Origin of the sequence: Comamonas serinivorans (genome assembly GCF_002158865.1) — a bacterium.
In the GTDB taxonomy this organism is placed as follows: Bacteria; Pseudomonadota; Gammaproteobacteria; order Burkholderiales; family Burkholderiaceae_C; genus Comamonas_E; species Comamonas_E serinivorans.
The window spans coordinates 2,437,102-2,454,345 of record NZ_CP021455.1 but is presented as its reverse complement, the minus strand read 5'-3'; the positions used below and the strand labels follow the sequence as shown (position 1 = coordinate 2,454,345).

Below are 17,244 nucleotides of genomic sequence, written 5' to 3'. Positions count from 1 at the left end.
ACGAGGTCCCCCATGTCATACATCGTGCCTTCGGAATTCGTCACCAAGATGGTCGACGCCGGCGAATCCAAACTCTACATGGCGACGCGCGACGCCTTCATCCGCGCGTTGATGGCGGGCGCCATCCTCTCGGTGGCGGCGGCCTTCGCCGTCACCGTCACCCTGCAGACGGGCTACCCCATCCTGGGCGCCATCCTGTTCCCCGTGGGCTTTTGCATGCTCTACCTCATGGGCTACGACCTGGTCACGGGCGTGTTCATGCTGACGCCGCTGGCCTGGATCGACCGCCGGCCCGGCGTCACGCTGTCGGCCATCCTCAAGCACTGGGGCGTGGTGTTCACGGGCAACTTCGTGGGCGCGCTGATCGTGGCCTTCCTGCTGGCCTTTGTGTACACCTACGGCTTCTCGGCGCCGGCCGGCAAGATCGGCGACACGCTGGCCCACATCGGCGAGAACCGCACGCTGGGCTACGCGGCCCACGGCCTGGCGGGCTGGCTGACCATCTTCATCCGCGCCGTGCTGTGCAACTGGATGGTGTCGCTGGGCGTGGTGGGGGCCATGGTCTCGACCAGCGTGGGCGGCAAGGTGGTGGCGATGTGGATGCCCATCATGCTGTTCTTCGCCATGGGCTTCGAACACTCGGTGGTCAACATGTTCCTGTTCCCCACGGCCATCATGCTGGGCGGCAACTTCTCGGTCGCCGACTACATGCTGTGGAACGAGATCCCGGTGCTGCTGGGCAACATGGTGGGCGGCCTGAGCATGACCGGCTTGGCGCTGTACGCCACGCACGTGAAAACCGCCCCGCGCAAACATGCCATCGGCTGAAGCCGCGGCGGTGCCCGCGCTCCGGCTGCAGGTGGGGCAGCACAGCGAGCGCGGCACCCATGCCCGCAACCAGGATTGCCATGGCGCCTTCGTGCCGCAAGGCCATGGGCTGATCGCCAAGGGTGCGGCCTTTGCGATTGCCGACGGCATCGGCAGCAGCCCCGTCAGCCACCTGGCGAGCGAGATCGCCGTCACCAGCGTGCTGGAGGACTACTTCAGCACGCCCGACACCTGGTCGGTGAAGAAATCGGCGCAGCGCGTCATCGCGGCCACCAACGCCTGGCTGCACGCGCAATCGCGCCAGGCCGGCCACGTCGGCCTGCAGCGCGACCAGGCCCACGCCTGCACGCTGAGCCTGCTGGTGTTGCAGTCGGCCACGGCGCATGTCTTCCAGGTCGGCGATGCCGGCGTCTACCGCGTGCGCCAGGGTCAGCTCGACACCTTGAGCACCGCCCACCGCGTGCAGGTGGATGGGCGGCCGGTGCTGACGCGCGTGCTGGGCACCGAGCCCCATGTTGAATTGGACTACCAGACCGCGCCGCTGGCCGTGGGCGATGTGTTCGTGTTGATGACCGATGGCGTGCACGAGCACGTGAGCGAGGCCAGCGTGTGCGCCGCGCTGGCGCATGCCGAGCTGGACGATGCGCAGGCGCTGGACCGGTTGGCCCGCCAGTGGGTCAGCCAGGCCCGCGCCGCAGGCAGCACCGACGACGCCACGGTGCAGCTGGTGCGGGTGCTGGCCTTGCCCGTGCCCAGCGCGGCCGACATGCGCCTGTTCACCGGCTTGCCACCATGCCCGCCGGTGCTGGCCGTGGGCCAGCAGCTCGATGGCTACACCGTGCTGGCGCAGCTGCACGCCAGCAGCCGCAGCCACGTTTACCTGGTGGCGGACGAGCGCGGCGCGCGCGCGGTGATGAAGATCCCGTCGCTGGACGGCCGCCAGGACCCGGCTTACCTGGAGCGGCTGTTGCTCGAAGACTGGTTTGCGCGCCGCATTGCCAGCGCCCACGTGGTGCGCAGCCTGCCGGGGCCGCCGGTGAAGTCGCACCTGTATGTGCTGAGCGAGCATGTGGCCGGCATCACCCTCACGCAGTGGATGCGCGAACACCCGCGGCCCACGCTGGACGCGGTGCGGGCCATCGTCGAGCAGGTGGCCCGCGGCCTGCAGGCCATGCATCGGCAGGACATCCTGCACCGCGACCTGCGGCCGGACAACATCCTGATCGACGAGGCGGGCCGGGTCCACATCATCGACCTGGGCTCGGCCAAGGCACTGGGGCTGGACCGTGCACTGGACGCCACCGAGCCGCTGGGCGGCATGGGCACGCTGGCCTTCAGCGCTCCCGAGCTGTTCCTGGGCCAGGCCGCCAGCGTGCAGTCCGATCAGTACGCGCTGGCCGCCATCGCCTACCAGATGCTGAGCGGCCGCCTGCCGTATGGCACCCAGGCAGCCCGCACGCGTTCGCGGGCCGAGCAGGCGCGCCTGCGCTATGCACCCGTGGTCCAGGACGACCGCGACCTGCCTGTGTGGATCGACGACACCTTGGCACGGGGCTTGCATCCAGACCCGGCCATGCGGTTTGGCGAGTTGTCGGAGTTCGTGCAGGCCTTGCGCATGCCCAGTGTGGCGGCCGCCCCGCAGCGCTTGCCGCTGGTGGCCCGCCACCCGGTGGCGTTCTGGCAGGGCCTGTGCGTGGTGCTGTTGCTGGCTCTGCTGGGGTCGCTGGCGCGCGGCTGAACACGTGGGACATGGATGGGCAAGGGGTCGAGATGAGTGACGTCAAGGTGTGGTTGGTGGGCGCAGGCCCCGGAGACCCCGAGCTGCTGACGCTGAAGGCGGTGCGCGTGCTGGGGCAGGCCGATGTGGTGCTGGTGGACGACCTGGTGAACCCAGCGGTGTTGGCACATTGCCCCCAGGCCCGCCTGGTGCCGGTGGGCAAGCGCGGCGGCTGCCGTTCCACGCCACAGGCCTTCATCCAGCGGCTGATGCTGCGCCACGCGCGCCAGGGCCTGCGCGTGGTGCGGCTCAAGGGCGGCGACCCGGGAGTGTTCGGGCGCTCGGGCGAAGAAGTGGCCTGGCTGCAGGCACATGGCGTGGCCTGCGAGGTGGTCAACGGCATCACCGCCGGCCTCGCCGCGGCCACGGCCTGCGGGCTGCCGCTGACCATGCGCGGCATCACCCAGGGTGTGACGCTGGTGACCGGCCACACCGAGCACGGCGATGCACCCAACTGGGCGGCCCTGGTGGCCGGCGGCACGACCCTGCTGATCTACATGGGGGTGGCCAAGCTGGCTGACATCCAGGCCGCGCTGCTGGGTGCCGGCATGGCGGCCGACATGCCGGTCGCCCTGGTCGAGCAGGCCAGCCTGCCGCAGCAGCGCCAGTGCCAGACCACGCTGTCGCAGCTGCGTGACGCCGCGCGGCGCTTCGCCTTGCGCAGCCCCGCCATCCTTGTGGTGGGCCGGGTGGTGTCACTGGCACAGGCTGAGGTGCTGCCCGAGGCCGAAGTGGCCGGCCACCGCACACGGGCCGCATGAGGACATCGGCGGTGCCTGTGTCCCGCGCGCCTGCTCAAGCGCCCGTTCATGACAGCGCGCTGACGCTGCGTTTCATGCTGGCGGCGCATCGGCGCGAGCTGCAAGGCATGGGCGAGCTGGCCCAGACCTGCGAGCTGGTGATTACGGTGGGGCGTTTGGTGCATGCCCTGCAGAAAGAGCGTGGGCAGGCCATGTTGCACCTGACCCTTGTGGCGGTGCGGCCTGCGGATGTGCGCAGCACCTGGGCCGCACAGGTGGACGTGGCCGAAGCGGCCGAGCAGGCCCTGCGCCAGCAGCTCGACGACGGCCTGGCTGCTGAAGCTTGGCCGTTGACCAAGCCGCGTTGCCTGCACGCGGTGGCCCACGCGCTGCATGGCCTGGACGGCCTGCCCGCCCTGCGTGCGCAACTGCGGCAGGCGCGCCTGACCGCCGACCAGGCGCTGGACGGCTACGGCCGCTGCATCGGCAGCCTGCTGGGGGTCAGCATCGAAGCCCTGGAAGGGGCGGCCGATCCGGTCATCACGCACCTGCTGGTGGCCTTGCTCAACTTCATGCAGGCCAAGGAACTGTGCGGGCAGGAGCGCGCTCACGGGGTGCGCGGGTTCGCGGCGGGCGCGTTTGACGACGCGCACCGGCGGCTGATGGCGGGTCTGGTGCAGGCGCAAGAGCGCAGCATCGAGCTGTTCTGCCAGCACGCGCCCGCAGCCCTGTTGGCGCGCTGGCAGGCCCTGCGCGCCGACGAGCTGGCCCTGCAGCGCCTGCGGGCCCTCAGCCAGGGCACGCAGCCGCAGGCGCCGGCCTTCGCGCCCATCTGGTTCGATGTGTGCACGGCCCGCATCGACGCCATGCACGAGCTGGAGCGCGAGCTGGCCCTGCACCTGGCCGCCTGCTGCCGCGAGCGCGTGACCGAGACCACCCAGGCGCTGGCGAGTCTGAATCAGGCATCCAGGCAGTACCACGAGTTGTCGATTGATAGAAAAACGGCAGTGGCCTATACCCTGGTAGGACGGCCTTTGGATGCGGCGGTGAATGGGGACGCCATGGGCGATGCCATGGCGCGCTCGGTGCTGGACGTGCTGCTGGAGCAGGGCGTGCGCCTGCACGAGGCCGACCAGGCGCTGGCCCAGGCGCGGCGCGCCCAGGTCGAGCGCCGCCGCATCGAGCAAGCCAAATGGCGGTTGGTGAGCCAGCACGGCTTGAGCGAGGCCGCAGCCCATGAGCAACTGCTGCGCATGGCGATGAATGCGGGCATGACGCTGCTCGACGTGGCCGAACGCGTCCTGCGAGACCCCGGTGAGGCCTGAGCCTCCAGGGCGGTGCATGGGCGGCCCTGTTCTGGTGCGTTGAGCCTGCGACGGGCACCAAAGCCAGGGGCCAAAGGCGCGAATGCGGGGGCGGCAAGCCTGTGCAGAGCTGGCACGCCCCTTGCATTGAAGGTGCCATCGGTCGATGCCCGCGTGAACCGGCATCGGCGACATGGACAACGGCGTCCATTGCCAGGCGGCCTGCACAGGCAGGCCCTCTGGCGATGGGCGCCGTTTTGCGTTTTCTTTCAGGAGCACTGCAATGCCCGAATCAACCCGGATTTTCGTCATCGGCAATGGCATGGTGGGTCACCGCTTCGTGCAGGAGATGGTCGGCCGCCACCCCGACCTCGAGGCCGCAGGCCTGCAGATCACGGTGTTTGGCGATGAGCCACGCGCTGCGTATGACCGGGTCCACCTGTCCAGCTACTTCAGCGGCACGAGTGCCGAGGACCTGTCGCTGGTCGAGCCCGGCTTTTACGACCGCCCGGGTCTGACCCTGATGCTGAACGCGCGCGTGGCGCAGATCGACCGCCGCATCAACGAGGTGACGCTGGCCGACGGCCAAACCCTGACCTACGACAAGCTGGTGCTGGCCACGGGTTCGGTGCCCTTTGTGCCGGCCGTGCCGGGTTCAGACCGCGCCGGTTGCTTCGTCTACCGCACCATCGAAGACCTGGAGGCGATGCTGGCAGCCGGCCAGCACGCGCAAAGCGGCGTGGTGGTGGGGGGCGGCCTGCTGGGGCTGGAGTGCGCCAAGGCCCTGCGCGACATGGACCTGAAAACGCACGTCGTCGAGTTTTCGAAGCGCCTGATGGCCGTTCAGGTGGACGAGGGCGGCGGCGAGGTGCTGCGGGCCAAGATCGAGGATTTGGGTGTCAGCGTGCACACCGACCGCAACACGGTGGAGATCACGGACGGCATGACCGCCCGCCACCGCATGGTGTTTTCGGATGGCACCTGGCTGGAAACCGACATGGTGGTGTTTTCGGCCGGCATTCGGCCGCGTGACGAGCTGGGCCGCCAATCGGTGCTGGCCATCGGTCCACGCGGCGGCGTGGTCATCGACGACCACTGCCGAACCTCGGACCGCAAGGTGTATGCGATCGGCGAGTGCGCCTCGTGGAACGGCCAGGTGTTTGGCCTGGTGGCACCGGGCTACGACATGGCGCGCGTGGTGGCCGCCCACCTGAGCGGCGATACCACGACGGTGTTTGCGGGCGCCGACATGAGCACCAAGCTCAAGCTGATGGGCGTGGACGTGGCCAGCGTGGGCGATGCCCACGGCACGACGCCGGGCTGCCGCAAGTTCGTCTACGCCAACGAGTTGCGCCAGGTCTACAAAAAGCTGGTGGTCAGCGCCGACGGACGGCGGCTGATGGGCGCGGTGCTGGTCGGCAATGCCGACGAATACGGCACGCTGCAGCAAATGGTGGCGCACGGCATGGCCTTGCCGGAAGCGCCCGAGCAGCTGATCCTGCCGGCCAGCGACGGCCAGGCCAAACCCGGCCTGGGCGTGGAGGCACTGCCCGACGGCGCGCAGCTGTGTTCGTGCAACAACGTGAGCAAGGCGCAGGTGTGTGCCGCGGTGGGCGAGGGCGCCTGCACCATCGCCCAGGTCAAGAGTTGCACCAAGGCCGGCACGAGCTGTGGCGGCTGCGTGCCGCTGGTCACCCAGGTGATGAAGGCCGAGATGGCCAAGCGCGGCCTGGCCGTGAACAACCACGTGTGCGAGCACTTTCCGCATTCGCGCCAGGAGCTGTACCACCTCGTGCGCGTGGGAGAGATCAAGTCGTTCGACGACCTGCTGGCCAGGCACGGCAAAGGCCTGGGTTGCGATGTCTGCAAGCCGCTGGTCGCCAGCATCCTGGCGTCGTGCTGGAACGAGTTCGTGCTGAAGAAAGACCTGGCCAGGCTGCAGGACAGCAACGATTACTACCTCGGCAACATCCAGAAAGACGGCAGCTACTCGGTGGTGCCGCGCATGCCGGGGGGCGAGGTCACGCCGGACGGCTTGATCGCCGTCGGCCAGATCGCCAAGAAATACGGCCTGTACACCAAGGTCACGGGTGGGGCGCGGGTGGACATGTTTGGCGCGCGCGTCGACCAGCTGCCGCTGATCTGGGAGGAGCTAATCGCGGCCGGCTTCGAATCGGGCCATGCCTATGGCAAATCGCTGCGCACGGTGAAGAGCTGCGTGGGCTCCACCTGGTGTCGCTACGGGGTGGGCGACAGCGTGGGGCTGGCTGTGGAGCTGGAGAACCGCTACAAGGGCTTGCGCTCGCCGCACAAGATCAAGTTCGGGGTCTCGGGCTGCACCCGTGAATGCGCCGAAGCCCAGGGCAAGGACGTGGGGGTGATCGCCACCGAGCAGGGCTGGAACCTCTACGTCTGCGGCAACGGCGGCATGAAGCCGCGCCACGCCGAGCTGATCGCCAGTGACCTGAACAAGGCCGAGTTGATCGCCTTGATCGACCGCTTCCTCATGTTCTACGTGCGCACCGCCGATCGCCTGCAGCGCACCAGCACCTGGCGCGACGGCCTGGAAGGCGGGCTGGCTTACCTGCAGGACGTGCTCATCCGCGACAGCCTGGGGCTGGGCGCCGAGCTTGAAGCCCAGATGCAGCACGTGGTGAACCGGTACCAATGCGAATGGCGCACGGCCGTGACCGATCCCGAAACCCGCAAGCGCTTCAAGACGTTTGTGAACAGCGAAGCGGCCGACGCCAACATCGTGTTCGTGCCCGAGCGCGCGCAGCTGCGACCGGCGCGCAGCGACGAAAAACCATCCCTGGCCCTGGCCTGAAGGAGTCGACCATGATCCCCCATCCTCATCCCATTGCTTCGGTGACCAGCGGTGGCTGGACCCGCGTGTGCGCGCTGGACGACATCTGGCCGGACATGGGCGTGTGCGCGCTCGTCGACGGGCAGCAGATCGCCGTGTTCCGGCTGGCCGATGACCGCCTGTTCGCCATCGCCAACCACGATCCACACAGCGGCGCCAACGTGCTCTCGCGCGGCATCGTGGGCGACCTGGGCGGCGAAGTCGTGGTGGCCTCGCCGATCTACAAGCACCACTACAGCCTGAACACCGGCATTTGCCTGGAAGACGACACGACGGTGCTGACCACGTTCCCCGTGCAGGCGCGCGATGGCCAGGTCTGGCTGTGCGCCGGACAGGGTTGAGGCGCCGACGCGTGGTGTGCGCCGCAGCCCTGTGGCCCAAGCAGCGCGAGCCACGGGAAGTTGGCGACAAAGCAGGGATAATCGTGGGTTGCGCGTTTCAGGGTCGTGGCTCTGAGTCCCCCTAATCTTTGGCCCGCGCAGCGTTCAACGCGCCGCGGCGCCCCCTGCTCAACCGGTTTATGGTGAATCCTTCCGCCGTGCGGTCCTGGCTCCTGGACCTGCAATCCACCATCGTCGATGCCCTGGAAGCCCACGAACGCGAGGCGGGCAGCGGCGTGCTGGCCCGCCGTGACGCCTGGCGCAAAGACGCGAGCGAACGCCTGCAAGGCGACGGCCTGACCTGCATCCTCGAAGGCGGCACTGTGTTCGAGCGCGCCGGCTGCGGTTTTTCGCACGTGCGCGGCTCCACCTTGCCACCTTCGGCCACCCAGCAGCGGCCCGAACTCGCCGGGGCGCCGTTCGAGGCCATGGGCGTATCGCTGGTGTTTCACCCCCGCAACCCCTATGTGCCCACGGTGCACATGAACGTGCGCATGATCGCCGCGGGGCATGCTGGCGTGGCACCGACGTGCTGGTTTGGCGGCGGCATGGACCTGACGCCACACTACGGCTTCGACGAGGACGTGCGGCATTTCCACCAGGCCTGCAAGGACGCGGTCTCGGCCTTTGGGGCCGACAAGCACCCCCGTTTCAAGCAGTGGTGCGACGACTACTTCTTCAACCGCCACCGCGGCGAGGCGCGCGGCGTGGGCGGCATCTTCTTTGACGATTTCACCGAAGGCGGGAGCGACAACGGCTTCGCCCTCATCCAGTCGGTGGGGCAGGCGTTTTTGCCGGCCTACCTGCCCATCGTGACGCGCCGCAAGGACACGCCCTGGGGCGAACGAGAGCGCGAACACCAGTTGATCCGCCGTGGCCGCTACGTTGAATTCAACCTGGTCTGGGACCGTGGCACCCATTTCGGCCTGCAGTCGGGGGGGCGCACCGAGTCCATCCTGCTGTCCATGCCGCCGCTGGTCGCCTGGGCCTATCGGCAGACACCCGAGCCGGGCAGCCCGGAAGCGCGCTTGACCGAGCATTTCCTGCAGCCGCGCGACTGGTTGGCGTGATCACCCACACGAAGCCCGGCCCGGTGCCTGATTTTTTCCCCACTCCCGCAGGGCTCGCGCTAGGATGGCGAGCCAGGACCTCAACCCCGATTTTTGATGACCAAGTCCACCCCCAAGCACGACCTGAAGACGCTCCAGCAAGCCATCATCGATGGCCTGGAAGATGTGAAAGCGCACGACATCCTGGTGTTCGACACCGAGGCGTTGTCGGCGCTGTTCGAGCGTGTGATCATCGCCAGCGGCACCTCCAACCGGCAAACGCGCGCCATCGCCGCCAGCGTGGTCGATGCCGTGCAGAAAGCCGGCTTCCCCAAGCCCAAGCTCGAGGACACGCCGGGCGGGTCGCGCGGCAAACTCAAGGGCAGTGGGGACTGGATCATCGTGGACTGCGGCGCCGCCGTGGCGCATGTGATGCAGCCCGACATCCGCCGCTACTACAACCTGGAAGAAAAGTGGGGCGACAAGCCCGTGGCCCTGGCCACCACGGCGGCCAAGAAAGCCGCTGCGGCCAAAAAGGCCGCCAAGGCCAAGCCCGCTGCCGAGTCTGCTGACGACAGCCCGGTGGGCAAGGCACCCGCCAAGAAGGCTGTCGTGAAGAAGGCTGCGGCGAAGACGTCAACGAAAACCCCGGCCAAGACGACCGCTGCGGCCAAAAAAGCCGCCCCGTCCGCCACGGCCGAGAAAGCCCCGGCCAAGGCACCCGCCAAGAAAGCGGTGAAGACCCTGGTCGTGGGCGCGCCGGCTCGCAAGCCCGCGGCGAAGACCGGCAAGCCGGCAGCGCCTTCGGCGGCCCAACCCGCTGCCAAGTCCGCCACCAAGAAGGCCGCGGCCAAGAAAGCGCCCGCCAAAAAGGCAGTGGCCAAGAAGCCTGCAGCCGGCCAGGCTTGAGCCACATGGCGTTCAGCGAATCCGAACGAAGCAGCCTGCTGGCCGTGAAAGGCGTGGGGCCGACCGTGCTGGCGCGCCTGGAAAGCCTGGGCCTGGACGAGGTCGGCGCGCTGGCGCAGGCCGATGCACGCGAGGTCGTGGCTCAACTGGCCGAGCGCCTGGGCAGCACGTGCTGGAAAAACAGCCCGCAAGCCCGGCGGGCCATCGAGGGCGCCATCGCCTGGGCCGAGTCGCAACGGACATCGGCTTGATCGACGCCCAGCCCTTAGGGGTATGCGGCGGCATCCGTTGATTCAACATCGGCAGAGCGCTGATACTGCTTACATCTGAACCATGTCATTGAAGCGGAATCCTTTGTGCGATTGAGCATTGTGGCCGTGGGCCAAAAGGTGCCGGACTGGGCGCAGCAAGCCTGGAACGACTACGTCAAGCGCTTTCCGCCCGAGCTCAAGGTGGAGCTGAAGGCCGTCAAGACAGAACCCCGTGCGTCCAAAACCCGCGAGACGCTGCTCGCCGCCGAGCGCCAGCGCATCGAAGCGGCCATTCCCCGGGGCACGCACGTGGTGGCGCTGGACGAGCGGGGCACCGCACTGACCACCAAGGCCCTGGCCGACAAACTGACCGCCTGGCAAGGCGAGGGGGTGGACGTGGCCTTGGTCATCGGTGGGCCTGACGGGCTGGACCCCGAGTTTCGACGCCTGGCCCATGAGCGCATTCGGCTGTCGGACCTGACGCTGCCGCACGCCATGGTGCGGGTGCTGCTCATCGAGCAGCTGTACCGCGCCTGGTCCATCCAGACCGGTCACCCTTACCATCGAGAGTGAGTATGCGACTGTTGCCGTTGGGTTTAAAACGGCAGTTGAACCATACTCCGCCAGCCTCTGTTCGTGACAGGTCGCTCTCCTCGTTTGTACCAGCGAGGGGTCAAGCCTGACTCAGCTCCAGCGCCGCCTGCACCACGGGGCGCGCCCAGTCCGGCATGGCAGCCAGGGCGTGTGCGTCCTGTCGATCAGGTTGCAGCACACGGCCGTGTGCCAGATGCAGCAGCAGGCGCGGGTTGGCGATGGGCGCACCCGGCGCAACGGTGGCGCTGTTGTCAAAGACCTGCAGCTGGGCCAGGTGCGGCAGCAGCGCGATGAGGTTCAGCCTCGAGGCGTTGAAGCGCTCGCGCACCTTGTCTTCGGGGATGTCGTGGCCGCCATGGACGACGCGCTCGGCGATGCGGGCCAGGTGCAGCTCAGGCGAGGTCAGGCCGCAGAACAGCATGTTCACGTCGTGGGTGCGAGCAGCCTGCAGCAGCAGCCGGGTGATGGTGCGCCCGCCCAAGGTGGTTTCGAAGGCATGGTTGTGCCCGGCCTGCAAAGCAGCTTCCAGACGCTGACGGCCGAACTGCCAGGCCCGCGCATTGGCCAGGACCGGCGCCACACCGTGCTGCTGCACGAGTTCACGCGCATAGGTGTCGGGGTTGAACCAGGGCAGGCCGTGAGCGTGCAGCAGGGCCTGCCCCAGCACCGAACTTTTGCCGGCGCCGTTGACGCCAGCCAGGACGAGGATGAAGGGCTTCATGGCGTCAGCTCGCTGCCCGGCAACGTCGCACCACGAGCACGGCCGCAGTCGCCGGGCGGACAAGGGTGCGTGGAACGTGTGACGGGGCAATGCGCTGAAGGCGCAAGGGCGCTGAAACGGCGAGCCGCACGCTGGGCAGGCGGGCTCTGAGCATCGACGCCGCGCAAGTCCGCAAGTCGCTCAAAAGCCGCCGCCCGCCACAGGCCGATGGGCGGCGTCCAACTGCCCCTGCGCCGCAAAAAGGTCGGTCAGCGCCTGGCTGGCCTGCGGTGCCTGGAGGCGGTGCAACTGGGCATCAAACCGGGCGTTCAAGGCCTCGAGCTGCGCCTGTGCCTGCTGCTGAGCGGCCTGGGCGTCGTGCAGCAAGGCCGTGTAGGCATCGGGCGTGAGCAAAACCAGCTCGACGCGTGCATGTTTGGTGACAGCCACCGACCCCTTGGCCTGCACCTCGCGCACCACGTCGGCCCATTGGTTTTTCACACGCGATGCGTTTTCGCGCGGCAGGTGATCGATCGAGGGCAGGGCGGACATGGCAAACTCCTTGAACGGCTTACGTGGTCATTTTGGCAAAAAGGCCAATGCTTGGCAAATACTCAAGTGAGGCACTGGTGACCCGCCGGTCTTTGGGCACCGCAAAGCTCGGCTTGTCCGAGCAAGAAAAAACCCGGCTGGGGTGCAGCCGGGTTGGAGGGCTTCCGATGGCTTGTCGACCAGGCCGACAACCGTCAGGCGGTCATGCCATGACAGTATGGCGCTGCTCTCGTTGATAGAAAAACGGCAACAGGCGCATACTGGCCACAAGCCCAATCAGGCCTTGAACATGGGCACGGGCGTGCCGTCTTCGCTGGGCACCAGGGTCAGCGTGACCTCCTGGCCGATCTTCAGCTTGTCGTGTGCATCGGTGACGATGTTGGTCATCATGATCGGGCCTTCGGCCAGTTGCACGTAGGCGATGGTGTACGTGACCGGCTTCAAGGTGGTGCTGAAGCTGTAGATGGTGCCCTTGCCCTGGGCCTTGACCAGCTCGACCTTGTCCGAGAAGCAAAACGGGCAGAGGGCACGGGGGTACCAGTGGTGCTTGCCGCAGTCGTGGCACTTGGGCACCTTGAATTCGCCAGCCGAGCAGGCGTCCCAGAAAGCTTGAGTTTCCGGATTGGGGAAGGGGGAGGTGATGGTGCGTTCGCTCATGAGGGTTCTCTTCCCGAAATCAGTTGCGTTCCATGATCAGCGTGGCCGAGCCGTGGCGCGTGCCCAGGCTGCCGCCGGTGCCGTGGGCCAGTGCGATGTCGCAGTTGGGCACCTGAACCTTCGGGTGTGCTTCGCCGCGCAGCTGGCGCACGGCTTCAATGACCTTGGTGATGCCGCCACGGTTGGTGGGGTGGTTGTTGCAGAGGCCGCCACCATCGGTGTTGAAGGGCAGCTTGCCCACGCCCGAGATGAGGTTGCCGTCTTGCACGAACTTGCCGCCTTCGCCCTTCTTGCAAAAGCCCAGGTCTTCCAGCTGCATGAGCACGGTGATGGTGAAGCTGTCGTAGATCGACGCGTACTTGATGTCGGCGTGGCTGACCTTGGCTTCTTCAAAAGCCGTCTTGCCCGACACCACAGCGCCTGAGAAGGTCAGGTCGACGTCGCCGCCCATTTGACCCTTGACCGATTCGCCCATGCCAATGACCTTGACCAAGGGGCGCTTGAGCGACTTGGCGATGTCTTCGCGCGCCACGATCAGCGCGCCGCCACCGTCCGAAATCACGCAGCAATCCAGGCGGTGCAGAGGGGTGGACACGTAAGGCGAGTTGACCACGTCGTCCACGGTGACCACCTTGGGCAGCATGGCGTTGGGGTTGTACTGCGCGTGCGTCGATGCGGCGACCTTGATCCAAGCGAGTTGCTCGGCCGTGGTGCCATATTGGTGCATGTGGCGAGCGGCCACCATGGCGTACATGTTGACGATCGAAGGGGCGAAGGGCACCTCGAACGACACATCGGGCTGAATGGGGTTGATGACGCGCGGGCCGGCGGCCTTGACACCTTCGCTGCGCGGACGGCCGGCGAGGGTGATCAGCGCCACGCTGCACTTGCCGGCACGGATGGCCTGCACGGCATGCGCCACGTGCATCAGGTACGACGAGCCGCCGATGTCGGTGGAGTCGATGTGGCGAACCTTGAGGTTCATGTAGTCGACCATGGACACCGGGCCCATGCCGGGCGCATCACCAGCGCAGAAATAGCCGTCGATGTCGTCCTTGGTCAGGCCAGCGTCTTCCAGGGCGCCCTTGGCGACTTCGGCGTGCAATTGGGCCACGGACTTGTCAGTCGCCAGGCGGGTTGGGTGCTCGTAGGCACCCACGATGTAGACGGGGGCTGTACTCATGGAACTCCTGAGGGGAACCGACTCTGAAGGGATACCTCTGCCGAGGTCGTGCGAGCCAAAGCCCCGATTGGACCCAATCCCCCCAGGCACAGGCAAGCTTGGCCTGTGCCGCCTGTGACAAACCCTTAGCCATGCGTGCTGCGCTTGGCGCCTGCCGAAAGCACCGGCACGTCCGCGCGGGCAAAAAAAAGCCGGCACCAAGTGCCGGCCAGGTTCAGCCATCGGGGGTCAGAGTCCAGGCGTGGAATCGATTTCCTGAACGAGGGCTTGATTGGAGCGGATGTTGACCGCCTGAAGGCCCTTCGGACCTTGAGTCAACTCAAAGTCCACGCGGGAACCTTCCTTGAGGGTTTTGTACCCATCCATCGCGATTGCCGAAAAATGGGCAAACGCATCCGGACCACCCCCATCGGGTTCAATGAAGCCCCATCCTTTCGCATCATTGAACCACTTGACCACACCACTGGGCATACTTCGTCTCCTCTTTCATACTTCCCCACAGTTTTGGAGATGGGCGACCCCTTGTCAACGGGACTTCACTCTAGGGCTGTCAACTTGGTAACCGGCCGGGCGGCGATGTCCCGGCCTGCGCGCTGCCCCTGGGCTTGCCCCGATACAATTCCGCGATGGCCACCCGACGACCCACAGTCCCGCACAACCCCCTTGAACAGCGTCCCGCCGATGGGGACGGGGAGGTCGTGCTCGAACGCGTTCCCCTGAAAGTCGGTCCCCCGAAGATGTACCAGGTGGTCATGCTCAACGACGACTTCACGCCCATGGAATTCGTCGTGCTCGTCCTGCAGGAGTTCTTCAACAAGGACCGCGACACGGCGACCCAGATCATGCTCAAGATCCACCTCGATGGGCGAGGTGTGTGTGGGGTCTTCACCCGCGACGTGGCCAGCACCAAAGTCGACCGCGTGCGCGAAGCCGCCCAGCAGGCGGGGCACCCGCTGCAATGCATCAGCGAACCTGTTGAATAGTTGGGACACATCCCCAGATGTGAGGCCAATACCGGGCGTGCCGCGCAGCTATGATGTCAGCGAGGCCACCGGTCAACCGGTCGATCTTCAGGCCGTCTGAAACAAAGGAATCACATGATTGCCCAAGAGCTGGAAGTCAGCCTCCACATGGCGTTCGTGGAGGCGCGCAAGCAGCGCCATGAGTTCATCACGGTCGAGCACCTGCTCCTGGCCCTGCTGGACAATCCCAGCGCTTCTGAAGTGCTGCGCGCCTGCGCAGCCAACCTGGACGAGTTGCGTGCGTCCCTGACCACGTTCATCCAGGACAACACCCCCCAGGTGGCTGGCACCGACGAGGTGGACACCCAGCCCACGCTGGGTTTCCAGCGCGTCATTCAGCGCGCCATCATGCACGTGCAATCCACGGGCAATGGCAAGAAAGAGGTCACGGGTGCCAACGTCCTGGTCGCCATCTTTGGCGAAAAGGACTCGCACGCCGTGTACTACCTGCATCAGCAGGGCGTGACCCGGCTGGACGTGGTCAACTTCATTGCCCACGGTATCCGCAAGGGCGAAGCACCCGAGGCTGGTCGCGGCAACGAGCAACAGCCGTCAGGTGAAAACGAGGAAAACCAGTCGGGCGACAAAGCCGAAAAGGCCTCGCCGCTGGAGCAGTACACCCTCAACCTCAACCAAGCCTCGAAAGAGGGCAAGATCGACCCGCTGGTGGGCCGCGAGTACGAGGTTGAGCGCGTCATTCAGGTTCTGTGCCGTCGTCGCAAGAACAACCCGCTGCTGGTGGGCGAGGCGGGCGTGGGCAAGACCGCGATTGCCGAAGGCCTGGCTTGGCGCATCACGCAGGACAGCGTGCCCGACATCCTCAAGGATGCCGTGGTCTACTCGCTGGACATGGGCTCGCTGCTGGCCGGCACCAAGTACCGCGGCGACTTCGAGCAACGCCTCAAGGGCGTGATCAAGGCGCTGAAGGACAAGCCGCATGCCATCTTGTTCATCGATGAGATCCACACGCTGATCGGAGCCGGTGCGGCTTCGGGTGGCACGCTGGATGCGTCCAACCTGCTCAAGCCGGCGCTGTCCAGCGGCCAGTTGCGCTGCATCGGTGCGACCACGTTCACGGAGTACCGCGGCATTTTCGACAAGGACGCTGCGCTGTCGCGCCGCTTCCAGAAGATCGACGTGGTGGAGCCCAGCGTGGCCGAAACCGTGGACATCCTCAAGGGACTCAAGAGCCGTTTCGAGGAGCATCACAGCGTGAAGTACGCGCAGGCGGCGTTGCAGGCGGCGGCCGAGCTGTCGGCCAAGTACATCAACGACCGCCAGTTGCCGGACAAAGCCATCGACGTGATCGACGAAGCGGGCGCTGCCCAGCGCATTCTCAGCGTGTCCAAGCGCAAGAAGACCATTGGCAAGCACGAGATCGAAGAGATCGTGGCCAAGATCGCCCGCATCCCGCCGGCCAGCGTCTCGCACGACGACCGCAGCAAGTTGCAGTCGCTGGAGCGTGACCTGAAATCCGTCGTGTTCGGCCAGGACAAAGCACTCGAGGTGCTGTCGTCGGCCGTCAAGATGGCGCGCTCAGGTTTGGGCAAGGTCGACAAGCCAATCGGCTCGTTCCTGTTCAGCGGCCCCACGGGCGTCGGCAAGACCGAGGCGGCCAAGCAGCTGGCCTACATCATGGGCATCGAGCTGATCCGCTTCGACATGTCCGAGTACATGGAACGCCATGCGGTGTCGCGCCTGATTGGTGCGCCTCCGGGTTACGTGGGGTTTGACCAGGGCGGTCTGCTGACCGAAGCCATCACGAAGAAGCCGCATGCGGTGCTGTTGCTCGATGAAATCGAGAAGGCGCACCCGGACATCTTCAACGTGCTGCTGCAGGTCATGGACCATGGCACGCTGACCGACAACAATGGGCGCAAGGCCGACTTCCGCAACGTCATCATCATCATGACGACGAACGCGGGCGCCGAGACCATGAACAAGGCCACCATCGGGTTCACCAACCCACGGCAGGCTGGCGACGAAATGGGCGACATCAAGCGCCTGTTCACGCCCGAGTTCCGCAACCGGCTGGATGCCATCGTCAGCTTCAAGCCGCTCGACGAGCAAGTCATCTTGCGCGTGGTCGACAAGTTCCTGCTGCAGCTGGAGACCCAGCTGGCCGAGAAGAAGGTCGAGGTCACCTTCACCGACAAGCTGCGCCAGTACCTGGCCAAGAAGGGCTTCGACCCGCTGATGGGTGCGCGCCCGATGCAGCGCCTGATTCAGGACACCATTCGCAAGGCCCTGGCCGACGAATTGCTGTTTGGCCGCCTGGTCGATGGCGGTCGCCTGAACGTCGATCTGGACGACAAGGACGAGGTGTTGCTCGACATCACCCCGTTGACCAAGAAGTCCAAGTCCGAGCCTGCCGAGCCACACGAGGAACTCGCTGCCGACTGATGGCCGCTAGCCCTTGAGGCCTCCATGGA

The 17,244-nt window shown here is 66.3% G+C and carries 17 protein-coding genes; 12 read left to right on the top strand and 5 right to left on the bottom strand.

Annotation, left to right across the window (positions count from 1 at the left end; genetic code table 11):
- Positions 1–12 precede the first annotated feature (12 nt).
- The 10 genes from CCO03_RS10430 (at position 13) to rlmH (ending at position 10,677) form a co-directional block, all read left to right on the top strand.
- Positions 13–828 (top strand): formate/nitrite transporter family protein, encoded by an 816-nt coding sequence (locus CCO03_RS10430; protein ID WP_087280808.1) that lies wholly within the window; start codon positions 13–15, stop codon positions 826–828.
- The gene (locus CCO03_RS10425; protein WP_087280806.1) at positions 815–2,566 is read left to right on the top strand and encodes a bifunctional protein-serine/threonine kinase/phosphatase; all 1,752 of its coding nucleotides are present in this window, start codon (positions 815–817) and stop codon (positions 2,564–2,566) included. The genes CCO03_RS10430 and CCO03_RS10425 overlap by 14 nt, the downstream gene beginning before the upstream one ends.
- Before the next feature lie 32 nt (positions 2,567–2,598).
- Entirely contained in the window at positions 2,599–3,366 is a 768-nt protein-coding gene (gene cobA / locus CCO03_RS10420) for a uroporphyrinogen-III C-methyltransferase (protein WP_087280804.1), read from the top strand.
- 11 nt (positions 3,367–3,377) lie between these two features.
- Positions 3,378–4,670 carry a nitrate regulatory protein gene (locus CCO03_RS10415; RefSeq protein ID WP_169717464.1) on the top strand — a complete coding sequence of 431 codons (1,293 nt, stop codon included), beginning with the start codon at positions 3,378–3,380 and terminating at the stop codon, positions 4,668–4,670.
- Positions 4,671–4,932: 262 nt separating this feature from the next.
- Positions 4,933–7,476 (top strand): nitrite reductase large subunit NirB, encoded by a 2,544-nt coding sequence (nirB, locus tag CCO03_RS10410; RefSeq protein WP_087280800.1) that lies wholly within the window; start codon positions 4,933–4,935, stop codon positions 7,474–7,476.
- An 11-nt stretch (positions 7,477–7,487) separates the two neighbouring features.
- Positions 7,488–7,856 carry a nitrite reductase small subunit NirD gene (nirD, locus tag CCO03_RS10405; protein ID WP_087280798.1) on the top strand — a complete coding sequence of 123 codons (369 nt, stop codon included), beginning with the start codon at positions 7,488–7,490 and terminating at the stop codon, positions 7,854–7,856.
- Between the two features lie 179 nt (positions 7,857–8,035).
- Entirely contained in the window at positions 8,036–8,965 is a 930-nt protein-coding gene (gene hemF / locus CCO03_RS10400; RefSeq protein ID WP_087280795.1) for an oxygen-dependent coproporphyrinogen oxidase, read from the top strand.
- Positions 8,966–9,061: 96 nt separating this feature from the next.
- Complete coding sequence (rsfS, locus tag CCO03_RS10395) at positions 9,062–9,853, top strand: ribosome silencing factor (protein ID WP_087280792.1); 792 nt, start codon at positions 9,062–9,064, stop codon at positions 9,851–9,853.
- Between the two features lie 5 nt (positions 9,854–9,858).
- A complete protein-coding gene (locus CCO03_RS10390; protein WP_087280789.1) occupies positions 9,859–10,104 on the top strand; it encodes a recombinase RecA in 246 nt (81 codons plus the stop codon).
- A gap of 105 nt (positions 10,105–10,209) precedes the next feature.
- On the top strand, positions 10,210–10,677 hold the full coding sequence (gene rlmH, locus CCO03_RS10385; protein ID WP_087280785.1) for a 23S rRNA (pseudouridine(1915)-N(3))-methyltransferase RlmH: 468 nt from the start codon (positions 10,210–10,212) through the stop codon (positions 10,675–10,677).
- A gap of 100 nt (positions 10,678–10,777) precedes the next feature.
- Here the strand turns inward: rlmH and CCO03_RS10380 are convergent, their stop codons facing one another.
- The 5 genes from CCO03_RS10380 to CCO03_RS10360 form a co-directional block, all read right to left on the bottom strand.
- The gene (locus tag CCO03_RS10380) at positions 10,778–11,419 is read right to left on the bottom strand and encodes an AAA family ATPase (protein WP_087280782.1); all 642 of its coding nucleotides are present in this window, start codon (positions 11,417–11,419) and stop codon (positions 10,778–10,780) included.
- Positions 11,420–11,599: 180 nt separating this feature from the next.
- On the bottom strand, positions 11,600–11,950 hold the full coding sequence (locus tag CCO03_RS10375) for a hypothetical protein (RefSeq protein WP_087280779.1): 351 nt from the start codon (positions 11,948–11,950) through the stop codon (positions 11,600–11,602).
- 276 nt (positions 11,951–12,226) lie between these two features.
- Positions 12,227–12,607, bottom strand: coding sequence for a Zn-ribbon domain-containing OB-fold protein (locus CCO03_RS10370; RefSeq protein ID WP_087280776.1), 381 nt, complete (start codon positions 12,605–12,607; stop codon positions 12,227–12,229).
- A 19-nt stretch (positions 12,608–12,626) separates the two neighbouring features.
- Entirely contained in the window at positions 12,627–13,790 is a 1,164-nt protein-coding gene (locus tag CCO03_RS10365; RefSeq protein WP_087280773.1) for a thiolase domain-containing protein, read from the bottom strand.
- 228 nt (positions 13,791–14,018) lie between these two features.
- Entirely contained in the window at positions 14,019–14,261 is a 243-nt protein-coding gene (locus CCO03_RS10360; protein ID WP_087280770.1) for a cold-shock protein, read from the bottom strand.
- A gap of 155 nt (positions 14,262–14,416) precedes the next feature.
- Here CCO03_RS10360 and clpS point away from each other — a divergent pair, with 155 nt between their 5' ends.
- Together clpS and clpA are read left to right on the top strand one after the other, a co-directional pair.
- Positions 14,417–14,773 carry an ATP-dependent Clp protease adapter ClpS gene (gene clpS, locus CCO03_RS10355; protein WP_087280767.1) on the top strand — a complete coding sequence of 119 codons (357 nt, stop codon included), beginning with the start codon at positions 14,417–14,419 and terminating at the stop codon, positions 14,771–14,773.
- A 114-nt stretch (positions 14,774–14,887) separates the two neighbouring features.
- Positions 14,888–17,215, top strand: a complete 2,328-nt coding sequence (gene clpA / locus CCO03_RS10350) for an ATP-dependent Clp protease ATP-binding subunit ClpA (protein WP_087280764.1) — start codon at positions 14,888–14,890, stop codon at positions 17,213–17,215.
- Positions 17,216–17,244: the final 29 nt, after the last annotated feature.